The 20,528-nt window shown below is 67.3% G+C and carries 20 protein-coding genes; 14 read left to right on the top strand and 6 right to left on the bottom strand.

Annotated features, from left to right (window positions below; translation table 11 throughout):
* Nucleotides 1-23: 23 nt before the first annotated feature.
* Nucleotides 24-1,730: an AMP-binding protein gene (locus tag DID98_RS29180; RefSeq protein ID WP_124523273.1), complete on the bottom strand. Its 1,707-nt coding sequence runs from the start codon at nucleotides 1,728-1,730 to the stop codon at nucleotides 24-26.
* A gap of 191 nt (nucleotides 1,731-1,921) precedes the next feature.
* Entirely contained in the window at nucleotides 1,922-3,055 is a 1,134-nt protein-coding gene (locus DID98_RS29175) for an acyl-CoA dehydrogenase family protein (RefSeq protein WP_044846910.1), read from the bottom strand.
* Nucleotides 3,056-3,192: 137 nt separating this feature from the next.
* Between DID98_RS29175 and DID98_RS29170 the strand changes: the two genes are divergently transcribed.
* The 3 genes from DID98_RS29170 (at nucleotide 3,193) to DID98_RS29160 (ending at nucleotide 6,693) form a co-directional block, all read left to right on the top strand.
* Nucleotides 3,193-4,227, top strand: a complete 1,035-nt coding sequence (locus DID98_RS29170) for an AraC family transcriptional regulator (protein ID WP_124523275.1) — start codon at nucleotides 3,193-3,195, stop codon at nucleotides 4,225-4,227.
* 121 nt (nucleotides 4,228-4,348) lie between these two features.
* Nucleotides 4,349-5,923 carry a nodulation protein NfeD gene (locus DID98_RS29165; protein WP_124523277.1) on the top strand — a complete coding sequence of 525 codons (1,575 nt, stop codon included), beginning with the start codon at nucleotides 4,349-4,351 and terminating at the stop codon, nucleotides 5,921-5,923.
* On the top strand, nucleotides 5,920-6,693 hold the full coding sequence (locus tag DID98_RS29160; RefSeq protein WP_124523279.1) for a slipin family protein: 774 nt from the start codon (nucleotides 5,920-5,922) through the stop codon (nucleotides 6,691-6,693). The genes DID98_RS29165 and DID98_RS29160 overlap by 4 nt, the downstream gene beginning before the upstream one ends.
* A gap of 163 nt (nucleotides 6,694-6,856) precedes the next feature.
* On the opposite strand, the gene DID98_RS29155 is transcribed toward DID98_RS29160, so the two are convergent.
* Nucleotides 6,857-8,134 (bottom strand): haloacid dehalogenase-like hydrolase, encoded by a 1,278-nt coding sequence (locus DID98_RS29155; RefSeq protein ID WP_044846880.1) that lies wholly within the window; start codon nucleotides 8,132-8,134, stop codon nucleotides 6,857-6,859.
* 499 nt (nucleotides 8,135-8,633) lie between these two features.
* Here DID98_RS29155 and DID98_RS29150 point away from each other — a divergent pair, with 499 nt between their 5' ends.
* From DID98_RS29150 to DID98_RS29130, 5 genes are all read left to right on the top strand, one after another.
* Nucleotides 8,634-9,533 (top strand): M24 family metallopeptidase, encoded by a 900-nt coding sequence (locus tag DID98_RS29150; protein ID WP_044846879.1) that lies wholly within the window; start codon nucleotides 8,634-8,636, stop codon nucleotides 9,531-9,533.
* Between the two features lie 49 nt (nucleotides 9,534-9,582).
* On the top strand, nucleotides 9,583-11,370 hold the full coding sequence (locus tag DID98_RS29145) for an SDR family oxidoreductase (RefSeq protein WP_124523280.1): 1,788 nt from the start codon (nucleotides 9,583-9,585) through the stop codon (nucleotides 11,368-11,370).
* A gap of 34 nt (nucleotides 11,371-11,404) precedes the next feature.
* On the top strand, nucleotides 11,405-12,310 hold the full coding sequence (locus tag DID98_RS29140) for a metal-dependent hydrolase (protein ID WP_124523281.1): 906 nt from the start codon (nucleotides 11,405-11,407) through the stop codon (nucleotides 12,308-12,310).
* 89 nt (nucleotides 12,311-12,399) lie between these two features.
* Nucleotides 12,400-12,687, top strand: coding sequence for a hypothetical protein (locus DID98_RS29135; RefSeq protein ID WP_044846876.1), 288 nt, complete (start codon nucleotides 12,400-12,402; stop codon nucleotides 12,685-12,687).
* 252 nt (nucleotides 12,688-12,939) lie between these two features.
* Complete coding sequence (locus DID98_RS29130) at nucleotides 12,940-13,314, top strand: DUF2917 domain-containing protein (protein WP_124523283.1); 375 nt, start codon at nucleotides 12,940-12,942, stop codon at nucleotides 13,312-13,314.
* 173 nt (nucleotides 13,315-13,487) lie between these two features.
* Here DID98_RS29130 and DID98_RS29125 read toward each other — a convergent pair whose 3' ends face one another.
* Nucleotides 13,488-13,766 (bottom strand): hypothetical protein, encoded by a 279-nt coding sequence (locus DID98_RS29125; protein ID WP_027807295.1) that lies wholly within the window; start codon nucleotides 13,764-13,766, stop codon nucleotides 13,488-13,490.
* 778 nt (nucleotides 13,767-14,544) lie between these two features.
* On the opposite strand from DID98_RS29125, the gene DID98_RS29120 reads away from it, so the two are divergent.
* The 3 genes from DID98_RS29120 (at nucleotide 14,545) to DID98_RS29110 (ending at nucleotide 16,872) form a co-directional block, all read left to right on the top strand.
* Nucleotides 14,545-15,846 carry an NCS2 family permease gene (locus DID98_RS29120; protein WP_044846874.1) on the top strand — a complete coding sequence of 434 codons (1,302 nt, stop codon included), beginning with the start codon at nucleotides 14,545-14,547 and terminating at the stop codon, nucleotides 15,844-15,846.
* A gap of 378 nt (nucleotides 15,847-16,224) precedes the next feature.
* Nucleotides 16,225-16,461 (top strand): hypothetical protein, encoded by a 237-nt coding sequence (locus tag DID98_RS29115; RefSeq protein WP_124523285.1) that lies wholly within the window; start codon nucleotides 16,225-16,227, stop codon nucleotides 16,459-16,461.
* Nucleotides 16,462-16,473: 12 nt separating this feature from the next.
* Nucleotides 16,474-16,872: a hypothetical protein gene (locus DID98_RS29110; protein WP_124485273.1), complete on the top strand. Its 399-nt coding sequence runs from the start codon at nucleotides 16,474-16,476 to the stop codon at nucleotides 16,870-16,872.
* A 229-nt stretch (nucleotides 16,873-17,101) separates the two neighbouring features.
* On the opposite strand, the gene DID98_RS29105 is transcribed toward DID98_RS29110, so the two are convergent.
* Entirely contained in the window at nucleotides 17,102-17,953 is an 852-nt protein-coding gene (locus DID98_RS29105; protein WP_044846873.1) for a LysR substrate-binding domain-containing protein, read from the bottom strand.
* A 201-nt stretch (nucleotides 17,954-18,154) separates the two neighbouring features.
* Between DID98_RS29105 and DID98_RS29100 the strand changes: the two genes are divergently transcribed.
* Genes DID98_RS29100 through DID98_RS29090 form a run of 3 tightly spaced genes read left to right on the top strand, consistent with a single transcriptional unit; the run spans nucleotide 18,155 to nucleotide 19,902 of the window.
* Nucleotides 18,155-18,694, top strand: a complete 540-nt coding sequence (locus tag DID98_RS29100) for a sugar ABC transporter (RefSeq protein WP_124523287.1) — start codon at nucleotides 18,155-18,157, stop codon at nucleotides 18,692-18,694.
* A 13-nt stretch (nucleotides 18,695-18,707) separates the two neighbouring features.
* Nucleotides 18,708-19,034, top strand: a complete 327-nt coding sequence (locus DID98_RS29095; protein WP_124523289.1) for a hypothetical protein — start codon at nucleotides 18,708-18,710, stop codon at nucleotides 19,032-19,034.
* 4 nt (nucleotides 19,035-19,038) lie between these two features.
* A complete protein-coding gene (locus DID98_RS29090; protein WP_124485270.1) occupies nucleotides 19,039-19,902 on the top strand; it encodes an MBL fold metallo-hydrolase in 864 nt (287 codons plus the stop codon).
* 171 nt (nucleotides 19,903-20,073) lie between these two features.
* Here the strand turns inward: DID98_RS29090 and DID98_RS29085 are convergent, their stop codons facing one another.
* Entirely contained in the window at nucleotides 20,074-20,361 is a 288-nt protein-coding gene (locus DID98_RS29085) for a DUF1488 domain-containing protein (protein WP_014898618.1), read from the bottom strand.
* Nucleotides 20,362-20,528: the final 167 nt, after the last annotated feature.

The following is a 20,528-nucleotide window of genomic DNA, read 5'->3' as shown; positions in this document are numbered from 1 at the left end:
CGGCGCGCGCGGCCCGCGGCCGGTCATTTCAGTTCGGCGGCGAAATCTTCTTCCCAGTATTCGCCGGGCATCCGCGTGGTCGCATCGTCGCCGCGCTCGATCTCGCGGCGGCGCAGCTCGACGCGGCGGATCTTCCCCGAGATGGTCTTCGGCAGCTCCGCGAACTGCAGGCGGCGAATGCGCTTGTACGGCGCGAGCTTCTCGCGCGAGAAGCGGAAGATCTCCAGCGCGAGCGCGGGGCTCTCCTCGTAGCCCTGGCGCAGCGTGATGAAAGTCTTCGGCACCGACAGCCGCAGCGGGTCCGGGCTCGGCACGACGGCCGCTTCCGCGATCGCCGGATGCTCGATCAGCACGCTTTCCAGTTCGAACGGGCTCAGCCGGTAGTCGGACGACTTGAACACGTCGTCCGCGCGGCCGATGTACACGTAGTAGCCGTCGTCGCCGCGCATCGCGATGTCCGACGTGCGGTAATGGCCGTCGCGCATCGCGTGGGCAGTCGCGTCGGGATTGTTCGCATAGCCGGTCATCAGGCCGACCGGGCGCGTCACGCCGGCGCCGATCGGCAGCGCGACCTCGCCTTCGGTCACCGGCGCGCCGTCCGGGTCGAGCAGCGCGATCCGGTAGCCGGGCAGCGGCCGCCCCATCGAGCCCGCGACGACCGGCTGGCCCGGCGTGTTGCCGATCAGGCAGGTCGTCTCGGTCTGGCCGTAGCCGTCGCGAATCGTGATGCCCCACGCCTTCTTCACGCGCTCGATGATCTCGGGATTGAGCGGCTCGCCCGCGCCGACGATCTCGCGCAGCTTCACGTCGAACGACGCGAGCGGCTGCTGCACGAGCATGCGCCACACGGTCGGCGGCGCGCACAGCGTGGTCACCTGGTATTTGACGAGCGCATCGAGCACGACCTTCGGCTCGAAGCGCGCGTAGTTGAACGCGAACACGCACGCCTGCGCATTCCACGGCGCGAAGAAGCAGCTCCATGCATGCTTCGCCCAGCCCGGCGAGCTGATGTTCCAGTGGATGTCGCCCGGCTGCAGGCCGACCCAGTACATCGTCGACAGGTGCCCGACCGGATAGGTGCGATGCGTATGCTCGACGAGCTTCGGCTTCGACGTCGTGCCCGACGTGAAGTACAGCAGCATCGGATCGCTCGCGTGCGTGACGGCGTCCGGCTCGAACGCGGCGCTCGCCGCATAGCCGTCGTTCATCGCGAGCCAGCCCGCGCGCGGCGCGCCGGCGACGATCTTCTGCTTAAGGCTGAGATCGGCCTGTTCGAACTTCGCGGTTTCGTTCTCGTCGACGATCGCGTATTTCGCGCCGCCGATCTGCACGCGATCGCGCACGTCGTCGGCCGACAGCTGCGTGGTCGCGGGCAGCACGATCGCGCCGAGCTTCATCGCGGCGAGCATCGCGTCCCACAGCTCGACACGGTTCGGCAGCATCAGCAGGATCCGGTCGCCGCGCACGACGCCGATGCCGCGCAGCCAGTTCGCGATCCGCGACGAGCGCTCGGACATCTGCGCGAACGAATACGGGTCACCCGTGCCGGTTGCCGCGTCGACGATCCACAGCGCGGGCTTGTCGTTGCCGCGCGCCATCGGGTCGAAGTAGTCGAGCGCCCAGTTGAACGCATCGAGCACCGGCCATTCGAAATCGCGGTAAGCGGTTTCGTAGTCGGTGCGATGGCGCAGCAGAAAGTCGCGTGCGTCCAGGAATGCCTGTACCGTCATCGTGTCGTCTCCAGTCTCCATGCCCAGCGGTCAACCGGGCACGCGCTGCAGCGCATGCCCGGTTCCGTATCGCGCGGCGCACGGTCACGTCGTTGCGTGCCGCGTTTGCCGCGCTGCCCTCGTGCCCTGCCTGTTTGCCTGCCTGTATGTCTGGTTGTTTGCGTGGTTGTCGATGGAGCGCGCGTCGCGACTCAAAGCTGTCGCGCGATCACCATCCGCTGCACTTCGCTGGTGCCTTCGTAAATCTGCGTGATGCGCGCGTCGCGATAGTGACGCTCGACTTCGTAATCGACGAGGTAGCCGTAGCCGCCGTGGATCTGGATCGCGTCCGAGCACACGCGCTCGGCCATCTCGGACGCGAACAGCTTCGCCTGCGATGCTTCCGACAGGCACGGCAGACCGGCCGTGCGCAGCTTCGCCGCGTGATGCACGAGCAGGCGCGCCGCGTTGATCTGGGTGGCCATGTCGGCGAGCTTCTGCTGGATCGCCTGGTGCTCGGCGAGCGGCTTGCCGAACTGCACGCGCTCGCCCGCATAGCGGCGCGCCTTGTCGAATGCGGCGCGCGCGATGCCGAGCGCCTGCGCGGCGATGCCGATGCGCCCGCCTTCCAGGTTCGACAGCGCGATCTTCAGCCCTTCGCCGCGATTGCCGAGCAGGTTCTCTTCCGGAATCGCGCAGTTCTCGAACGTGATCGGGCACGTATCGGATGCGCGGATGCCCATCTTCTTCTCCGGCTTGCCGACGATGAAGCCCGGCGTGTCGGTCGGCACCAGGAACGCGGAAATGCCGCGCTTGCCGGCTTCCGGATCGGTCATGGCAAAAACGATCGCTACGCCGGCGCGCTGGCCGTTGGTCACGAACTGCTTCGCGCCGTTCAGCACCCACTTGCCGTCGCGCAGCTCCGCCCGCGTGCGCAGGTTGTGCGCCTCCGAGCCGGCCTGCGGCTCGGTCAGGCAGAACGCGCCGATGATGCGGCCCGCCGCCATCTCGGCCAGCCAGCGATCCTTCTGCGCGGGCGTGCCGAAGCCGAGGATCGGCCCGCAGCCGACCGAGTTGTGCACGCTCATCATCGTCGCGCAGGCGGCGTCGCCCGCCGCGATCTCTTCCATCGCCAGCGCATAGGCGACGTAATCCGTATACGCGCCGCCCAGCTCCTGCGGCACGATCATCCCGAGCAGGCCGAGTTCGCCGAGCTGCGCGACGACGGCGTCGGGCAAGTGCGCGTCGTGGTCCCACTGCGCGGCGTTCGGTGCCAGCACCTCGGTGGCAAAAGCGCGCGCGGCGTCGCGGATCATCCGCTGGTCTTCGGTGTAAAGCTCGTCCATGGCGCTGCTGTCTCCCGCGGCCGCGTACCGCGACCGACCTTTCGTTTCGATGCAACAAGTGTAGGCAAGCGCGCGCGACTGTTCGATGCTCGCGCCGCTCATTTACACTGAGCGTTTTTGCCATACCGGCGGCTTCGATGAAGCAGGAAGAGAAGGGAACCGTCGCGATCAGCCTCGTCGCCTACAGCGTCGCGCTCGCCACCCGGCGCGGCGTCGCGGCCGAGCCGCTGCTCGCGCAGGCCGGCATCGCGCCCGCGCTGCTCGCGCAGCCGCGCGCGCGGGTGTCGGCGCAGCAATACGGCGCGCTGTGGAACGCGATTGCGCGCGCGCTCGACGACGAGTTTTTCGGGCAGGATCGCCACCCGATGCGCAGCGGCAGCTTCATTGCGATGAGCCAGGCCGCGCTATCCGCGCAGGACGGGCTGCACGCGATGGCGCGCGCGGTGAATTTCATGCACTGCGTGCTCGACGACCTGCACGCGGAGCTCGACGCGAACCCGCAGCGCGTGCGGCTGCGCTTCGTGCACCGCAACAGCGCCGCGGCGCCCGCGATGTTTACGTACGCGACCTATTTCATCATCGTGTACGGGCTCACCTGCTGGCTGATCGGGCGACGCATCCCGGTGCTGCACGCGAGCTTCCGCTGCGACACGCCGCCGGCCGACCACGAATACCCGTCGATGCTGTGCGACGACATGCGCTTCAACCAGCCCGATTCGTATGTCGATTTCGATCCCGAATTCGCGACGCTGCCGGTCGTGCAGAACGCGAAGACGCTGAAGACCTTCCTGCGCAACGCGCCGGCCAGCTTCATCGTCAAGTACCGCAACCCGAACGCGCTCGCGCAGCGCGTGCGCACGGTGCTGCGCGGGATGCCGCCCGCCGCGTGGCCCGGCGCCGGCGGGATGGCCGCGCGGCTGCATGTGGCCGAAGCGACGCTGCGCCGCAAGCTGCACCAGGAAGGCCACGCGTACCAGTCGATCAAGGACACGCTGCGGCGCGACCTCGCGTTCGAGGCGCTGGCCGATCCGGCGCGAACCATCGCCGACGTCGCGGCCGCCGCCGGTTTCGCGGAACCGAGCGCGTTCTACCGCGCGTTTCGCAAATGGAGCGGGCGCAGCCCGGCCGAGTACCGGGAAGAAGCGCTCGCGCGGGGCGGCGGCACTGGCTGAGTGCGCGGCCGGCGGCACCGCCTTCGCGCTTTCCGCCGAAACCGCCTAATCTTCAAATATCGGGCCAACGCCCTTTCCGCGAGCCGGACGGCGTGCGGCCGCGCGCCGCCCGGACGCCCCGATGCACATTCACCGTCATGGGCCGCCGCCGGCACCTGCATCGCCCGGCGCCCGCCCCCGTCACCCGCTGTCCGCGCGGGTCGCGCGCGCCGCGCTGTTCGCGGCGCTGCTCGTCGTGTGCGCGGCGGTTGCCGCGCCGCCCCCCGCTACCCAGCCCGTCGCCGCGCCGCCTGTCGTCGTGATTCCGGTCAACGGCGCGATCGGGCCGGCCAGCGCCGACTTCATCGTCCGCTCGCTCGACCGCGCGGCGCGCGAGCACGCGCCGCTCGCGATCCTGCAACTCGATACGCCCGGCGGGCTCGACACGTCGATGCGGCTGATCATCAAGGCGATCCTCGGCTCGCCGGTGCCGGTCGCCGCGTTCGTCGCGCCGGGTGGCGCACGGGCCGCGAGCGCCGGTACCTATATCGTCTACGCGAGCCACATTGCCGCGATGGCGCCCGGCACCAATCTCGGCGCGGCATCGCCGGTGCAGTTCGGCATCGGCGGCGGCGCGCCGGGAGCGCCGGGAGCGCCTGGGGCGCCAGGTGCGACGAAGCCGTCGCCGGCCGGCGCATCGGGCGCGTCCGGCGCATCCGCGACACCGGCCGAGTTGCCGAACGACACGCAGTCGACCGAGATCCGCAAGGCGACCCAGGATGCCGCCGCGTACATCCGCGGCCTCGCGCAGTTGCGCGGACGCAATGCCGCGTGGGCCGAGCGCGCGGTGCGCGAGGCGTTGAGCCTGTCGGCAACGGAGGCGCGCGCGCAGCATGTCGTCGACCTGGTCGCGCAGGACCCGGCCGACCTCGCGCGCCAGCTCGACGGCCGCACCGTGACGACGACCGCCGGCACGCTGCACCTCGCGACCGCGCATGCGCCGCTCGTCGTGCTGGCGCCCGACTGGCGCAGCCGCTTCCTGTCGATCATCACCGATCCGAACGTCGCGCTGATCCTGCTGACGATCGGCATCTACGGGCTGTTCTTCGAGTTCGCGAATCCCGGCTTCGTGCTGCCGGGCGTCGCCGGCACCATCTGCCTGCTGATCGGGCTGTTCGCGATGCAGTTGCTGCCGGTCAGCTATGCGGGCCTCGGGCTCGTGCTGCTCGGGCTCGGCTGCCTCGTCGCCGAGGCGTTCCTGCCGACCTTCGGCGTGCTCGGTTTCGGCGGGATCGTCGCCTTCACGATCGGCGCGCTGATGCTGATCGATACCGACGTGCCCGGCTACGGCATTCCGTGGCCGGTGATCGTGGGCCTCGCGGCCGGTGGCGGGCTGCTCGTCGCCGTCGTATCGAGCGTCGCGCTGCGCGCGCGGCGGCGGCCGGTGGTGACGGGCGCCGAGGCGATGGTCGGCAGCATCGGCGAAGTGCTCGACGACGGCCTGCACGCCGACCAGCCGCAGGGCGCGGCCGGCGCCGCACCGTCGGCGGCGGGCTGGGCGCGCGTGCACGGCGAGCGCTGGCGCGTCGCGAGCAGCACGCCGCTGGCCGCCGGTTGCCGCGTGCGCGTGACCGGCCGCCACGGGCTGACGCTCACCGTCGCGCCGCTCTACGACGTGCCGGTACACGAACAACAACACCAGGGAGCACCGTCATGATGGGCTACACGTTTGGCTTCAGCAGCGTCCTGATCGTCTTCATCGTGGTGCTCGTCGCATCGTCGATCCGCATCTTCCGCGAGTACGAGCGCGGCGTCGTCTTCATGCTCGGCCGGTTCTGGAAGGTGAAGGGGCCGGGGCTCGTGCTGATCATCCCGATCGTCCAGCAGGTCGTGCGGATCGACCTGCGCACCGTCGTGTTCGACGTGCCCGCGCAGGACGTGATCACGCGCGACAACGTGTCGGTGAAGGTCAATGCGGTCGTGTATTTCCGCGTCGTCGATCCGGAGAAGGCCGTGATCCAGGTCGCGCGCTTCTTCGAGGCGACGAGCCAGCTCGCGCAGACGACGCTGCGCGCGGTGCTCGGCAAGCACGAGCTCGACGCGTTGCTCGCCGAACGCGAGCAGTTGAATGCCGACATCCAGAAGACGCTCGACGCGCAGACCGATGCGTGGGGCATCAAGGTGTCGACGGTCGAGATCAAGCACGTCGACCTGAACGAGACGATGATCCGCGCGATCGCGCGGCAGGCCGAGGCCGAACGCGAGCGGCGCGCGAAGGTGATCCATGCGGAAGGCGAACTGCAGGCGTCGGAAAAGCTGCTGCAGGCCGCGCAGCGGCTCGCACTTCAGCCGCAGGCGATGCAGCTGCGCTACCTGCAGACACTGACGACGATCGCGGCGGACAAGAATTCGACGATCGTGTTTCCGCTGCCGGTGGATCTGCTGGGGGCGTTGCTGGAGCGATTGAGGCCGCCGCGCGAGTCGTGAGACGCGCGGGCGCCGGCATGCACGACGCCGCGGCCGATGCCGATGCCGATGCCGACGCCAACGCTCGGGCGCGGGGCCGCGGCGGCCGGTAGCCGGTAGCCGGTTGCCGGTTGCCGGTTGCCGGTTGCCGGTTGCCGGTTGCCCGACCCGCGCCCGGCCCGCGTCAGGCCAGCAGCTTGCGGTCGGTCTTGCCGTACTTGATCGACTTCTCGTCCGGGATCATCAGCCCCGTGTGCTCGTCGCGCCCCTGCAGCAGGAAGCGCGCGTCCGGCTTGCCGATCTGCTCCGCCGCGAGCTTGCTGTCCGCGCCGATCTCGCCCTTCTTCATCCGGTTCACGATCACGCCAGCCGCGGTGTCCTTGAAGTCGCGCAGCATCCATGCGTCGCCGTCGCTGTCGCCGAACACCAGCAGCGGGCCGTAACCCTTCTTCGACGCGAGGACGTTGCGGATGCCCACCGTCTTGCCGGGCCCCCAGTTGAAATGCCAGCCGGCCGGATAGGTGCTCGTGTACTTGCCGTCCTGCATGTCGAGACGCAGGCCGATCACGTTCTCGGGCGGCACGCCGTAACCATAGTTCGGATTGCCGGCGAATACGCGCACGACATCGTCGAGCGACGCGGTGCTCACGTACACGTCGATGCCGTTCGCACGCAGCGTATGCATCACCGCGCGGATTTCCTCGTGAATGCGGATGCCGTGGAAATGCGTGTCGGCCACCACGCCGGCCTTGCCCGGCAGCGCTTTCGGGCTTTCGTAGCGGACCTTGCGCAGCGCGTCGCCGATCCCGTAGTTGTTCGACGCTTCCGCCATCGCCTGCAGCTCGGCGGTCGTCATGTTCTTGTAGAAATAGATGATCCACTTGTAGCCGACTTCGAGCGGATGCGTATCGCAGATCGCGTCGTACATGAAGTACAGCTTCGCGCGAAAATCCTTGAACTGGTCGGTCTCGCGAATCTCGTCGAGGCTCTTGTCGCCGCCGAAACCCTTGTAGTTCGCGTAGAGCCAGCGGTAGTCGGACTCGACGTCGGCGGCGAGATCCTCCATCGTCACCGGCTTGCCGTCGACGGTCGTATAGTCCTTCATGAACGCGCCCTTCGGCACGTCCTTCCACATCACGCCGACGAACTCGTCCGGCGTCAGCTTGTACTGCAGATGGTTGATCTGGTACATCAGCAACGCTTCTTCGCAGTCGTTCATGATGCACGTGTTGTCCCAGTCGAACACCGCATACGGGCGGCGCTTCCCGTCGTAGCGCGCGCTCGCGACGCCGTGCTGGTCGAGCACCGCCTGCAGGCGCGCGGCGTTGAACGGCGACCAGCGGCCCGGGTCCAGCGCGTCCGGCGCGGTCGCGCTCTTCGCGCCGGCCATGCCGGCCTTGAGCATCAGCGGCGTCGCAGCGGTCGCCGCGGCCAGGGTGTTCATGAACTTGCGGCGTTGCATGGTCTGTCTCCACAGGAAGGTCGAATCGGCTTCGGTCGCTGCCCCCGCGCGACGCGCGGCACACCGGCCCCGCGAAGCCGCGAAGGCTTCGAATCGGGGGCGAATGATGTGACGAAATTATTTCGGCAATTTGACAGCGTCGCGCCGCGACACGACAGGGAGTTGATCCAGCGCGACATGCCAGGCCCGCGCCGCGGCCTCGCGTGGCGCTCCCCGGCCGGCTGCCCCGCTCGGGATGCGTGCGCAGCGACGGCCATCCGCCCCGACCGCCGCAAACCTAGAGCTTCCCCTCCATTTCGGCCTTCATTAGGAGAAATCCTCACCTCCGCGCCACGTCGAACCCGCTATGATCTTTACATCGATCAATGACACATTAAATGCTGACTGAATAACCCGCCGCCGGATCACCGGCGGATGCATTCCGGTTCAGCGCCCCAGCCTTGCACCGGACCCGCGTCGCGCCGACGCGCAAACGCGGGCCGACACATGGAGACGCATCATGACCGCCCACCATCCGCTGCCGGAAGTCCACCTCGACGAGCTGCCGCAATTCCGCGCGGTCCAGCAGCTTGCGTACCGCTGCGTCGAGACCGTCGGCGCGATGCTCTACCCCGGCATCACCGAGAAGGAAGCCGCGCGCCTGCTGACCGAATGGCTGCAGGACAACGGCGTGCACGACTGGCTGCACAAGCCGTTCGCGTGGTTCGGCGACCGCACCGCGTTCCAGGGCTTCTCGGGCCTGAAGCACATGGGCGGCTTCAACCTCGCGTTCTTCCCGAGCAACCGCCAGCTCGAAACCGACATGCCGGTGATCCTCGACGTCGCGCCCGTGCTCGACGGGATCGTCGCGGACGTCGGCTACGCGCACTGCCTCGGCCACAACCCGATCCTCGAACAGCTGCAGGACGACCTGATGGACCATCGCGACCTGATCGTGCAGCTCGTGAAGGCGCGCCGCCCGATGGCCGAGGTCGCGCAGGCGGTCGACGCGCTGTGCCGTCGCCAGGGCGTCGAGCCGCGCCACAAGGCCTATCCGTTCAAGGTGCTCGCGCATCGCGTCGCGAAGATCCACAAGCTGTCGAAGCCGCGCTTCGTCGCGCGCTTCGGGCTGAACGCGACGCGCAACCTGCTGCTCGACCAGGGCCGCGCGGCGAAGCAGCAGGGCTGGTCGCCGCTGTGGTCGATCGACCGCCGCTCCGAGCATGCGCCCGTGCCGGGCCTGTGGGCCGTGGAGCCGCATCTCGGCTTCGCCGGCGTCGGCGCGAAATTCGAGGAGCTGCTGGTGATCACCGACGACGACGCGTACTGGCTCGACGACGACCTGCCGCACGTGCGCCGCTGGCAGCGCCGCCAGGCCGAACGCGCGCCGGCCGTCGCGACCGTGCAGGCCGCCGCCTGACACGCACGCATTGCGCCTTCCTCCCGAATCCCTGAACGACGGACTCACGATGCAGCCTCTTTCCGACGAAGCGCCGCTGGCCCTGTTCGAATCGGTCCACAGCGAAACGGCCGTCGCCTCCGGCGACCTGACGCTCGCGGTGCGAACCTGGGGCGACCCGGCCCGCTCGCCGGTCGTGCTCGTGCACGGCTACCCCGACGACAGCAGCGTCTGGCAGCAGGTCGCGCCGCTGCTCGCGCGCAGGCACTACGTGATCGCCTACGACGTGCGCGGCGCGGGCCTGTCCGGCGTGCCGAAGCGCACGGCCGACTATCACCTCGCGAAGCTGACCGACGACTTCGTCGCGGTGATCGACGCGCTCTGCCCCGGCCGCGCGGTGCACCTGATCGCGCACGACTGGGGTTCGATCCAGGGCTGGGAGTTCGTCACCGATCCGCGGCTTGCGGGCCGCATCGTGTCGTACACGTCGTGCTCAGGGCCGTGCCTCGACCACGTCGGCTTCTGGCTGCGCGAACGCGTGCTGCACCCGACGCCCGCATCGCTCGGCAAACTCGGCGGCCAGCTCGTGCGCTCGTGGTACGTGTACCTGTTCCACCTGCCGTTCGTCCCTGAACTCGGCTGGCGACTGTGGCTCGGCCGCGCGTGGCCGGGCCTGTTGCGCCGGGTCGAGAAGACGCCTGCCACGCCGCGCCCGACGCAGGCCGACGACGGCGCGCGCGGCGTGCGCCTCTATCGCGCGAACTTCATCCGCTGCCTGTTCGCGCCGCGCGAGCGCTACGCACATGCACCGGTGCAGACGATCGTGCCGCTCGGCGACAAATACGTGAGCCCGGCGCTGTCCGAGAACCTGTCGCGCTGGGTGCCGCAGTACTACCGCCGTGAAGTCGCGGCCGGCCACTGGCTGCCGCTCGCCGATCCCGCGCGCTTCGCGGGCCTCGCCGAGCAGCTGATCGACGCGGTCGAATCGGGCGAGGAACCGCCCGCGCTCGCGAACGCACGCCGCCGCGCGACCAGCGGCCGGTTCAGCGGCAAGGTCGCGGTCGTCACCGGCGCGGGCAGCGGCATCGGCCGCTGCGCGGCGCTCGCGTTCGCCCGCGAAGGCGCGACCGTCGTCGCGTGCGACATCGATCTCGCGAGCGCCGAGCGCACCGCGCTGCTGCTCGGGCTGACCGGCGCGCAGGCATACGCGAAACGCGTGGACGTCGGCGCCGCCGAGGAGATGGAATCGCTCGCGGCATGGGTCGGCAGCGAACTCGGCGGCGCGGACATCGTGATCAACAACGCGGGCATCGGCATGGCCGGCGGCATCCTCGACACGAGCGAGCGGCACTGGGAGCGCATCCTGCACGTGAACCTGTGGGGCGTGATCCACGGCTCGCGGCTGTTCGCGCAGCAGATGGCCGCGCGCGGCGCGGGCGGCCACATCGTCAACACCGCGTCGGCCGCCGCGTTCGGGCCGTCGCGCGACCTGCCCGCGTACGCGACGACGAAGGCCGCCGTGCTGATGCTCAGCGAATGCATGCGCGCGGAACTCGCGGAAAAAGGCATCGGCGTGACGGCCGTGTGCCCGGGCTTCGCGGAAACCGGAATCATGGCGTCGACGCAATACGCGGGCGCCAACGCACAGGACGAAGCGCGGCTGCGCAAGCGCGCGACGAAGCTGTACCAGATGCGCGGCCTGAAGCCGGAAACCGTCGCGCAGGCGATGGTCGACGGCGTGCTGCGCAACCGGCCGGTCGTGGCGGTGGGCACCGAGGCGCACGCGCTGCGCTTCGTCGGCCGCTTCATGCCGTGGCTCGGCCGGATGCTCGCCCGCATCAGCATGGCATCGCATTGACGGCGCAGCGCGCCGCACAGGAACGGAGACACAGATGACCGCTACCGCCGACTATCACAAGATCAAGGCCCGGCACGTGAAGTTCGACTTCAGCGACACGCCGATCACCTGGGTGCCGAACGACCCGGGCAGCACGCACATCATCAACACGCTGAACCTGCTGTTCCCGGAAGGCGAGCTGTGGTTCTGCCGCGTGTACAACAAGGCGCTGCCGCACATCACCGATGCGCGCCTGCGCGACGAAGCCGAAGGCTTCCTGCGCCAGGAAGCGGTGCATTCGCGCTCGCACGGCGGCGTGCTCAGGCATTATTACGACCGGCACGGGATCGACACGAAGCCGTTCACGCAGAAGCTGAACTGGCTGTTCACGCGCGTGCTGGGCGAAGCGCCGTTCGGGCTGAAGATCGGCCATACGCGCTTCTGGCTGCGGCAGCAACTCGCGGTGATCGCGTCGCTCGAGCATTTCTTCGGTTATCTGGGCAACTGGGTGCTCAACGCGCACGGGCTCGACGAAGGCCGTGCCGACCCGACGATGGTCGACCTGCTGCGCTGGCACGGCGCGGAGGAAGTCGAGCACCGGACCGTCGCGTTCGACATCTACAACCACATGGGCGGCAACTACCCGGAGCGCTGCCTGCACATGGCGTTCGTGATCGTGCTGCTGCTCTACTTCATCACGAGCGGCGCGAAGTTCATGTACCGGCGCGATCCGGCCGTGGGCCGCTATCCCGGTTTCGTGCTCGCGTGGTGGAAGGGTTCGCGGCGCGGGCACCTGCCTTCGTTCTGGAAAGTGATCGGCGCGGCGCTGCGCTATTTCAGGCCGGGCTATACGCCGCACCACGAAGGCTCGACCGAGCAGGCGCTCGCGTATCTGGCGCGCTCGCCGGCCGCGCAGGCGGCCGCGCACGGCGGCAACTGGGGCACGACGAAAGGCGCGTGACCGGGTTCGCCGGCGGGTTCGCGACGGTTTCGGCGGGGGCGTCCGCCGAAATGCGTACAATCGCGGCTTCATTTCCCGGAGGTGCCGCGATGGCCATGAAGAAAACCGATCTAGAAAAGAACAAGGCGCTCAAGCTGACGCACGCGATGAAGCAGTCGAGCTCCGCCCGTTTCGGCAAGGGCGCCGAGGACGCGGCGAAGCTCGATCGCCGCGCGCAGCGCAAGCTCGACCAGGAACAGGGCCTCGTGCCGTTCGCGTGCAAGCTCAACGCCGAACTCGTCGAACAGCTGAAGGCACGCGCCGCCACGCATCCGAACGGCATGACGGGCCTGCTGTCCGAACTGCTCGTCAACGGCCTCGCCCAGCGCGACGCGTGACGCGCCACGTTTCTCGAAAATAGTCGTTGACAACGCCGTACGACATCGACAAACTCGTTCGCATGCCTACGTTCAAGCTCATCGCCATCGCGAATCATTGCCCGGTGAACATTCGAAAGAATGGATCACGGGAGGCGCTTGTGCGTTAGCATCCGAGCAGTACCGCATGTCACACGAGGCCTCACCGGAAACGGATGAGGCCTTTTTGTTCTGGTGCGCGTCATCCATCCGGCTCAACGAATGGAGAAGACGATGGACCAGGCAAGCCCGTTGTTCGACCGTCCCGATTCGCGCCGCGCCGGCGCGATCGCGTTACCGACCGTCGTGATCCGATTCGCGGTTGCGCCGCGCACGACGCTGACCTGGCGCGCGCCGGGCGATGCGGAAATTCGTGCGCACGGTGCACCGCTGTGGATCACGCGGCCGCCGAGCGTCGACGACTACTGGGTGCAACCCGGCGACGTGCTGCGCATCGCGCGCGGCGATCGCATCTGGCTCGGCACCAATGACGACCGGCCGGCCGAAGCGTCGATCACGACGGCGTACGTGCGGCGCGGCGAACGGCTGAGACGCACGCTCGCGCGAATGCAACGTTTGCTCGCCGGACGATGGCGAAGACGGGATTGACGATGCGCGATTCCGTCGCGCGACGGGACACCGGAACGCGCGGAATCAACGCATCCGGAAACGGACGCACCCGCGGCGCCATGCGTCGCGGGTGCGCATCGAATGACGCGGCACGCGCGTGCGTGCCGCGAGCGATCGCGCGCCGTGCGCAACCCTTGCATGCATCGCGTGCATCAGGTGCTGGCGGCGAGACGCGGGCCCGTGCTGCGGGGAGTGGCATCGAGGTCGGGGCGTTGCGCCGCCTGCGAGGTCACCCACGGGTCGATGCCTTGCTTTTGCACCTCCTCGAGAAATGACACCCGCGTACGCCAGTAATCCGCCTGTAATTTCGCATCGATGACGCGCTGTTCGGCTGCGAACAGTTCCATGCGCGCCGTCACGAGCATCGACGCAGCGGTTTTTTCCGGCGTGGGGGCGTGCCGCATCGCCCAACGGCTGATCCAGTTCAACATGCTCACCTCCGGGATGACGGACGAACCCGCATCGGGCAATCGCAACCGGTCGCGCCTGCCCGAATGCGCAACGACCGTCACCGCACTTCACCGCCTGCCCTGCACGGACTGCGACTCCCCCGCGTCGGCAACGACTGGCCGGCGTGTGTGCGCGGTGTATCTATCCTAGAAAGACTTGCCGGTTAACGCGATGACGTCTTGCAATCTTTTACACAGAAACCACAGTCGCGCCCGCGTCGCGAAATGACAGTTGCGGACGGAACGGGTTCGGCGCAGGATAGCCCGATATCTGCAACCGCCTGGACTGATGAATGGCCGCTGCACGCCGCTGCGCACCCGCGCCGGTCATGCCGCGCGCGTTCGCGCATGCATTGCGACCGTCCTGCGTTCGGCCAGCATGCGGGTGCGCGATTGCAGTCGCATGTCATCGCATGTCATCGCGCGGCGGCCGCGCGCCGCATGCCGGTCATGTCGTTGCGCCCGCATCGGCCGGCCCGGCCCGCCGCCCCTCATCGAATCGTTTCCATCGTTTCTACCTGCCCGCCTCGTCCGAACCGGTAAAATGCGCGCCTTCCTCGCGCGGCCGGCCTGTCCGACCGTTCGCGCGAACGCGGCCGATCGTGCCCCGCAACTATATCGTCCGAGCTATCCGCGCTATTACAATCCGCCGATAGCGCGGCAATAGTGGCTGGTTACAGTAGGCCGGCCTCGCGCTGCCTTACAACAATTCGGCACGAACAACAAGCAACACGACAACCCGACCGGAGAAAACGCCTTCATGGAATCCATCAAGCGGTATTTCGGCTTCGCTGAAGCCGGCACCGACTTCCGCACCGAAATACTCGCGGGCGTCACCACGTTCCTGACGATGGCCTACATCATCTTCGTCAACCCCGCGATCCTCGGCGATGCCGGCATGCCGAAGGAATCCGTGTTCGTCGCGACCTGCCTCGTCGCGGCGCTGGCATCGATCATCATGGGGCTGTACGCGAACTATCCGATCGCCTGCGCGCCCGGCATGGGCCTGAACGCGTATTTCGCGTATACGGTCGTCAAGGGAATGGGCTTCACGTGGCAGGCCGCGCTCGGCGCGGTGTTCATCTCCGGCTGCCTGTTCCTGCTCGTCACGCTGTTCCGCGTGCGCGAGGCGATCGTCAACGGCATTCCGAAATCGCTGCGCATCTCGATCACCGCCGGCATCGGCCTGTTCCTCGGCATCATCTCGCTGAAGACCTCGGGCGTGATCGTCGGCAGCCCGGCCACGCTCGTCACGCTCGGCGACCTGCACAAGCCCACGACGATCCTCGCGATCATCGGCTTCTTCACGATCGTCACGCTCGACCACCTGCGCGTGCGCGGCGCGATCCTGATCGGCATCATCGGTGTCACCGTCCTGTCGTTCTTCTTCGGCGGCAACCAGTTCCACGGCGTGTTCTCCGCGCCGCCGTCGATCGACGCGACGCTGTTCAAGCTCGACATCGGCGCCGCGCTGTCGACCGGCATCATCAACGTGATCCTCGTATTCTTCCTCGTGGAGTTGTTCGATGCGACCGGCACGCTGATGGGCGTCGCGAACCGCGCGGGCCTGCTCGTCGAAGGCAAGATGAACCGCTTGAACAAGGCGCTGCTCGCCGACAGCACCGCGATCGTCGCGGGCTCGGTGCTCGGCACGTCGTCGACCACCGCCTATATCGAAAGCGCATCGGGCGTGCAGGCCGGCGGCCGCACCGGCGTGACGGCGATCACCGTCGCCGTGCTGTTCCTCGCGTGCCTGTTCATCGCGCCGCTCGCCGGGGTCGTGCCGGGCTACGCAACGGCACCGGCACTGCTGTACGTGTCGTGCCTGATGCTGCGCGAGATGGTCGACGTGCCGTGGGACGACGCGACCGAAGCCGTGCCGGCCGCGCTGACCGCGCTGCTGATGCCGTTCACGTACTCGATCGCGAACGGCGTCGCGTTCGGCTTCATCGCGTACGGCGGCCTGAAGCTGCTGACGGGCCAGGCCCGCACGGTCAAGCCGATCGTGTGGATCATCGCGGCCGTGTTCCTGTTCCGCTTCTTCTATCTCGGCAGCGAGTGACGCACGCGCCCCGGTGCGTGGCATGATCAAAAGACGCCACCTTCACGTGTAGTGCCGCCCGGTTCCTGTCGCGGAACCGAACGGCATGACGAGAAGGACGGCCCCTGACGACCCGGTCGCATTTGCGGCCGGGTCGTTTCACATGGGCGCCCTGTATCGGCGGGCGCCCGCCTAGCTGCATGCCCGGGGGGCATTTTCCCGGGCGGGATTGATGGTTGTATTACGCGAAACAATGCGTTTCGGCGTATCAAAAAGCATTGAATTTACCCCAAATATCCAATCGAAATATTGGCGACCGATATATTAAAAATACAAGACATCACTTAATCGTCGCACAGCACCATTTTCCATCGATATTTTCGCAAATCGATACGACGCATGACTTTGATGACGCTCGCAATTATCCCCGGAATTATCGGGTTGATTTATAAAATCCGGCTGCTATATTCCGCTTGCACGGCCGAAAATCTCTGCGGTCGCGCGATCTTCCCGCTCATCAAAAGGAGTGATTCTTTCGGTTTTATTCGGGTCGGCGTGATTCAATATATCAAGCACGCACGGGGTATCCTCCACGCGAATGGGCAAGGGGCCGGAAAAACATTGCCTGTTTCATAATCAGGAGTCGTCATGGCAACGATCTACGTAAACGTGATTGTCAATGTCGCGAAAGCCATTGCCGAAAACAATCTGCCGAAATATGTATTCATGGTGGATTCGACGGGCTACAGCGGGGACGGTTCGGAAGGCAGCAATGAATTGCGGACGAAATGCGAAAACGGCGACACGATCGTCTGGTCCGCCGTTTCCCTCGACCCGGGTGAATCCATCGCGATTCTCGGCTTCTGGGGGAGCGCGATTCCCAACATGGTCAACCCGCAACAATATCCGCAGTTCGACGGCGCCGTGTGGGGCGGGCGGGTCAACAGCGCGGGAACCAACGTTCAATACTCGATCAACCTGCTGCTGGAGGGTAACGTCCATATGTCGTTCGACCCGTTCATCACGGCGACCAACCCGGCTCGATAACCGGGTGCGGCAGTCCGGGGGCGACTGAATGACCGGTTTCGGCTTGTCGCTTCGCGGCATGGACAAGCCGAAACCGCGATGGACGGATTTGCAGACAGGCGGTTCGTGAAGCGGCGGACCGAAGCGTCCCGAAAGCCTGATGCCTTTCCTTACCGTGAAGAACTGAACGGCATGACGCCGCAGGACCGCGTGTTCGTTCGGGTAGCCGCCTGGTGCAGGCGACATCAGGTCACGCGTCCGCCTGCCGGAGCACCCAGCGCGCGAAGGTCTGCAACGGCCCCTCGCCCAGTTCCAGCGCCTCCGGCAACACGAGACAGAAGCGCTTGACCACGCCGCGCCCGTCCGGCCAGGGCGCCGCGAGCAGCCCCTGCGCGATTTCGGCGTCGACATAGAGGCGCGGCACCAGCGCGACGCCGAGCCCGGCCAGTGCCGCGGCGATCAGCATCGAGTAAAGATCATAGCGGGCGCCGGCGGCCGGATTGTTCACGGGCAATCCCGTCTCCTGCACGTAAGCCGACCACGCATCGGGCGTCTGGCGCTTGTGCAGGCGCGGCAGCGTGCCCAGCAAGGTGTCCGGCTGCCCGCCCGCGAGCAGCGACGGATGGCAGACCGGCACCAGCACCTCCTCGCACAAACGGTACGTATGCATGCCGGCCCAGGCCGGATGCTCGAAGTGAATCGCCGCGTCGAAGCCGCTGCCGGCCAGTACGAACGGCTCGGCGCGATCGGCGAAATGCACCGTGATGTTCGGATGCTGCGTCTGGAATCCCTTGAGCCGCGGAATCAGCCAGCGCGTCGCAAACGTCGGCGTCACGGCGATGTCGACGCTGCCGCCGTCACCGGGCTGCCCCATCATGTACTGGCTGTCGCGCTCGAGCCGGTCCAGCACTTCGCGAACCTGCGCCGCGTAGCGCGCGCCGTTCGGCGCCACCCGCACGCGGTTGCCGACCCGTTCGAACAGCGCGACGCCCAGGAACGTCTCGAGTCGGCCGATCTGCCGGCTGATCGCGCCTTCCGTCAACGCCAGTTCGTCGGCGGCGCGCGCGAAGCTCCCATGCCGCGCCGCGGCCTCGAATGCCATCAATGCCGAATTGCTCGGAATCCTGCGTCGCGTCACGATTGCTCCCGGTCCGACCGCCGTCGGTCATGGCTTGATCAAATGTAATTGAATGGTGACGAATCATCGTTTTCCGCCCATTCTTCCGATCATTATCATGACAAAAACTCAACCAGTCGAGCCAGCCGATCGCTCAGAAGGCCGCTCGCCACCCGTGGAGATGTCATGATCTATGCCGTTGAATGCAGCATCGCCGAGCCCGCCGTCGAAGCCGGGTGGAACGACTTCTACAGCCGCGTCAAACTGCCGGCGCTGATCTCGGTATCCGGCTTCCGCACGTCGCAACGCTTTCGCGCCCTCGGCGGCGACGGCCCGGTCTACCTCGCGCTGCATACGATCGACGGCCCGGACGTGCTGACGTCGGCCGAGTATCGCGACAAGGGCGGCGGCAATTTCGCGCGCTGGCAGCCGCACATCGTCGAATGGCGCCGTAACGTGTACGACAGCGCGGCACCTGCGCCGGCCGTCTCCGGCCATCAATGGCTGGCCGTGTGCGACGACGCCGCCCCGTTCGCGCGAGCAGGTATCGCAGCCACCGCCATGCATGCGGTCGCGCTGGACCGCCAGCCGGCCGCTCGCTGGCTGGCCGTCCTCGATCACGATCAGGCGCGGCTCGCGTCCGATGCGTCGGGCGCCGCGATCCGGTGCTATGCGCCGATGGGCGACCGGCTCGTCAGCGCGACGACGACGTCGGCCGCACGCTGACGGGAGCCCGGCCATGCCCAGCGTCACGATTTTCATCCCCGGGACGAGCATGCCGTCCAGCGCGGCACTCGATGCACTGTCGTCAGCCTGCGAGACGCTCTGCACCGAGGTGTTGAGCGCCGCACCCGGCACGATCCACGTCGCGTACGTGCCGATCCGGCTCGGCCGCGGACATCCGGTCAGCGCGGAGATCCGCTTTCGCATCGCGTCATTTCGCACCACTGAATTGATGGACCGGTTCATGGCCGAACTGGATCGCGAGATTCTCCGCCACACCGGATTCATCGCACGCATCCGCTGCTTCGGCTACGACACCACCCACCTTCACGCCCGACATTGACCCCATGAGCGCACTCATTCCACGCCCTTCTTTCCCGCGCCGCCAAGTCGGCGATTTCACGGTGACCGCGATCAGCGACGGCACGCTGACGGCCGGCCTCGACCTGCTGTCGAACATCGACGTCGACGACGCGGCCCGTATCATGCACCGGGCCGGCATGCATACGCCGTCGGCGGTCAACATCAACTGCTACGTGATACGCGGCAACGGCCGCACCGTGCTCGTCGACACCGGTGCCGGCGGCATCCGGAACTGGGGCGGCCTGCTGCGTCCGTCGCTGTCACAAGCCGGCATCGATGCACGCGAGATCGACACGGTCCTGCTGACGCACGCGCATCCGGACCACATCGGCGGCCTGCTCGACGCAGACGGGCGCCCGGCCTTTCCGCAAGCGGAGGTGCTCATCGACGAACGGGAACGCATGTTCTGGCTGGACGACGATATGTACGAGAGAGCCAGCGAGCGAGCGCGCATCAATGTCCGAATCGCGCGGCGCGCGTTCGACGCCTGCGCGGCGCAACTGCGCACCATCGCGGCAGGCGACGTGCTGCCCGGTATCGCCGCCGTGCCGCTGCCGGGGCACACGCCCGGCCACACCGGCTATCGCGTCGAATCGCAGGGCGAGCGCCTGCTGATCTGGGGCGATCTCGTGCATTTCGCGCCGATCCAGGTTGCTCGCCCCGACGTGTCGATCGCGTTCGATCACGATCCGTCGCAGGCATCGGCGACCCGCGCGGCCACGCTCGCCGAAGTCGCTTCGGATCGCTTGCTGATTGCCGGCATGCACCTCGCCGACGCAGGCTTCGCACGCATCGCGCGCACGCACGACGCAACGGGCGGCGCGTACGCGCTGATCGACTCAGATTGAGCGAAACGGGATCAAGCGAAACGGAACGCGGGCACGCCATCGCGCCGCACGATGCCCGGACCGTGCAGCGCATCGTCCCGCACAAGCGATCGATCTACCGGACGAGCCCGCGCCGATATGACACGGGCGCCGGTATCCGGCGCCCGCTCCGTCGCTGCCCGGTCGTCCGGCTCAGCGCCAGTTCGCTTCGTAGAAGCGCACGTAGCCGCTGCGCAGCGTCACGCATTGCGCGCGCGTCTCGGACAGCAACCGCCGTGCGGCTGCCTCGATCCGCTCGCGGTGCTGATCGTACGCACCGACCATGTCCTCGAAGCGCGGCGATGCCGCACCGAAATGATCCTCCAGCGCCTCGGCGGTGATCTGACATTGGACGCGCTCGCCATTGACCAGCGCCGTGAAACCCAGCATCAGGTCGCGCCCCGAATATTCGGGCTTCTCATTCGTGAAATGGATCTGCATGGGAGCCGCCTCGACCGGTAGAAAGCAAATGACCGCGTCCGTCGTCCGCTACCGGCCGGACGAAAATTTACGCGGGCTCGCCGGCAGAGGCACGATCCACGGGGGTATGGCGCGGACTAATGCATGCCGGTTGCATTCCACTTTAGACGGTTTCGCGCAGGAGGCAA

Origin of the sequence: Burkholderia sp. Bp8984 (assembly GCF_003853755.1) — a bacterium.
Lineage (GTDB): Bacteria > Pseudomonadota > Gammaproteobacteria > Burkholderiales > Burkholderiaceae > Burkholderia.
This window is presented reverse-complemented; position numbering and strand designations above follow the sequence as displayed.

Coding starts and splice junctions, on each gene's coding strand:
- DID98_RS29165 (WP_124523277.1), top strand. CDS start 4,349: ATGCACATTCACCGTCATGGGCCGCCGCCGGCACCTGCATCGCCCGGC.
- DID98_RS29145 (WP_124523280.1), top strand. CDS start 9,583: ATGCAGCCTCTTTCCGACGAAGCGCCGCTGGCCCTGTTCGAATCGGTC.
- DID98_RS29175 (WP_044846910.1), bottom strand. CDS start 3,055: ATGGACGAGCTTTACACCGAAGACCAGCGGATGATCCGCGACGCCGCG.
- DID98_RS29180 (WP_124523273.1), bottom strand. CDS start 1,730: ATGACGGTACAGGCATTCCTGGACGCACGCGACTTTCTGCTGCGCCAT.
- DID98_RS29125 (WP_027807295.1), bottom strand. CDS start 13,766: ATGTTGAACTGGATCAGCCGTTGGGCGATGCGGCACGCCCCCACGCCG.
- DID98_RS29140 (WP_124523281.1), top strand. CDS start 11,405: ATGACCGCTACCGCCGACTATCACAAGATCAAGGCCCGGCACGTGAAG.
- DID98_RS29095 (WP_124523289.1), top strand. CDS start 18,708: ATGCCCAGCGTCACGATTTTCATCCCCGGGACGAGCATGCCGTCCAGC.
- DID98_RS29100 (WP_124523287.1), top strand. CDS start 18,155: ATGATCTATGCCGTTGAATGCAGCATCGCCGAGCCCGCCGTCGAAGCC.
- DID98_RS29150 (WP_044846879.1), top strand. CDS start 8,634: ATGACCGCCCACCATCCGCTGCCGGAAGTCCACCTCGACGAGCTGCCG.
- DID98_RS29160 (WP_124523279.1), top strand. CDS start 5,920: ATGATGGGCTACACGTTTGGCTTCAGCAGCGTCCTGATCGTCTTCATC.
- DID98_RS29170 (WP_124523275.1), top strand. CDS start 3,193: ATGAAGCAGGAAGAGAAGGGAACCGTCGCGATCAGCCTCGTCGCCTAC.
- DID98_RS29110 (WP_124485273.1), top strand. CDS start 16,474: ATGGCAACGATCTACGTAAACGTGATTGTCAATGTCGCGAAAGCCATT.
- DID98_RS29130 (WP_124523283.1), top strand. CDS start 12,940: ATGGACCAGGCAAGCCCGTTGTTCGACCGTCCCGATTCGCGCCGCGCC.
- DID98_RS29120 (WP_044846874.1), top strand. CDS start 14,545: ATGGAATCCATCAAGCGGTATTTCGGCTTCGCTGAAGCCGGCACCGAC.
- DID98_RS29105 (WP_044846873.1), bottom strand. CDS start 17,953: ATGGCATTCGAGGCCGCGGCGCGGCATGGGAGCTTCGCGCGCGCCGCC.
- DID98_RS29085 (WP_014898618.1), bottom strand. CDS start 20,361: ATGCAGATCCATTTCACGAATGAGAAGCCCGAATATTCGGGGCGCGAC.
- DID98_RS29135 (WP_044846876.1), top strand. CDS start 12,400: ATGGCCATGAAGAAAACCGATCTAGAAAAGAACAAGGCGCTCAAGCTG.
- DID98_RS29115 (WP_124523285.1), top strand. CDS start 16,225: ATGACTTTGATGACGCTCGCAATTATCCCCGGAATTATCGGGTTGATT.
- DID98_RS29155 (WP_044846880.1), bottom strand. CDS start 8,134: ATGCAACGCCGCAAGTTCATGAACACCCTGGCCGCGGCGACCGCTGCG.
- DID98_RS29090 (WP_124485270.1), top strand. CDS start 19,039: ATGAGCGCACTCATTCCACGCCCTTCTTTCCCGCGCCGCCAAGTCGGC.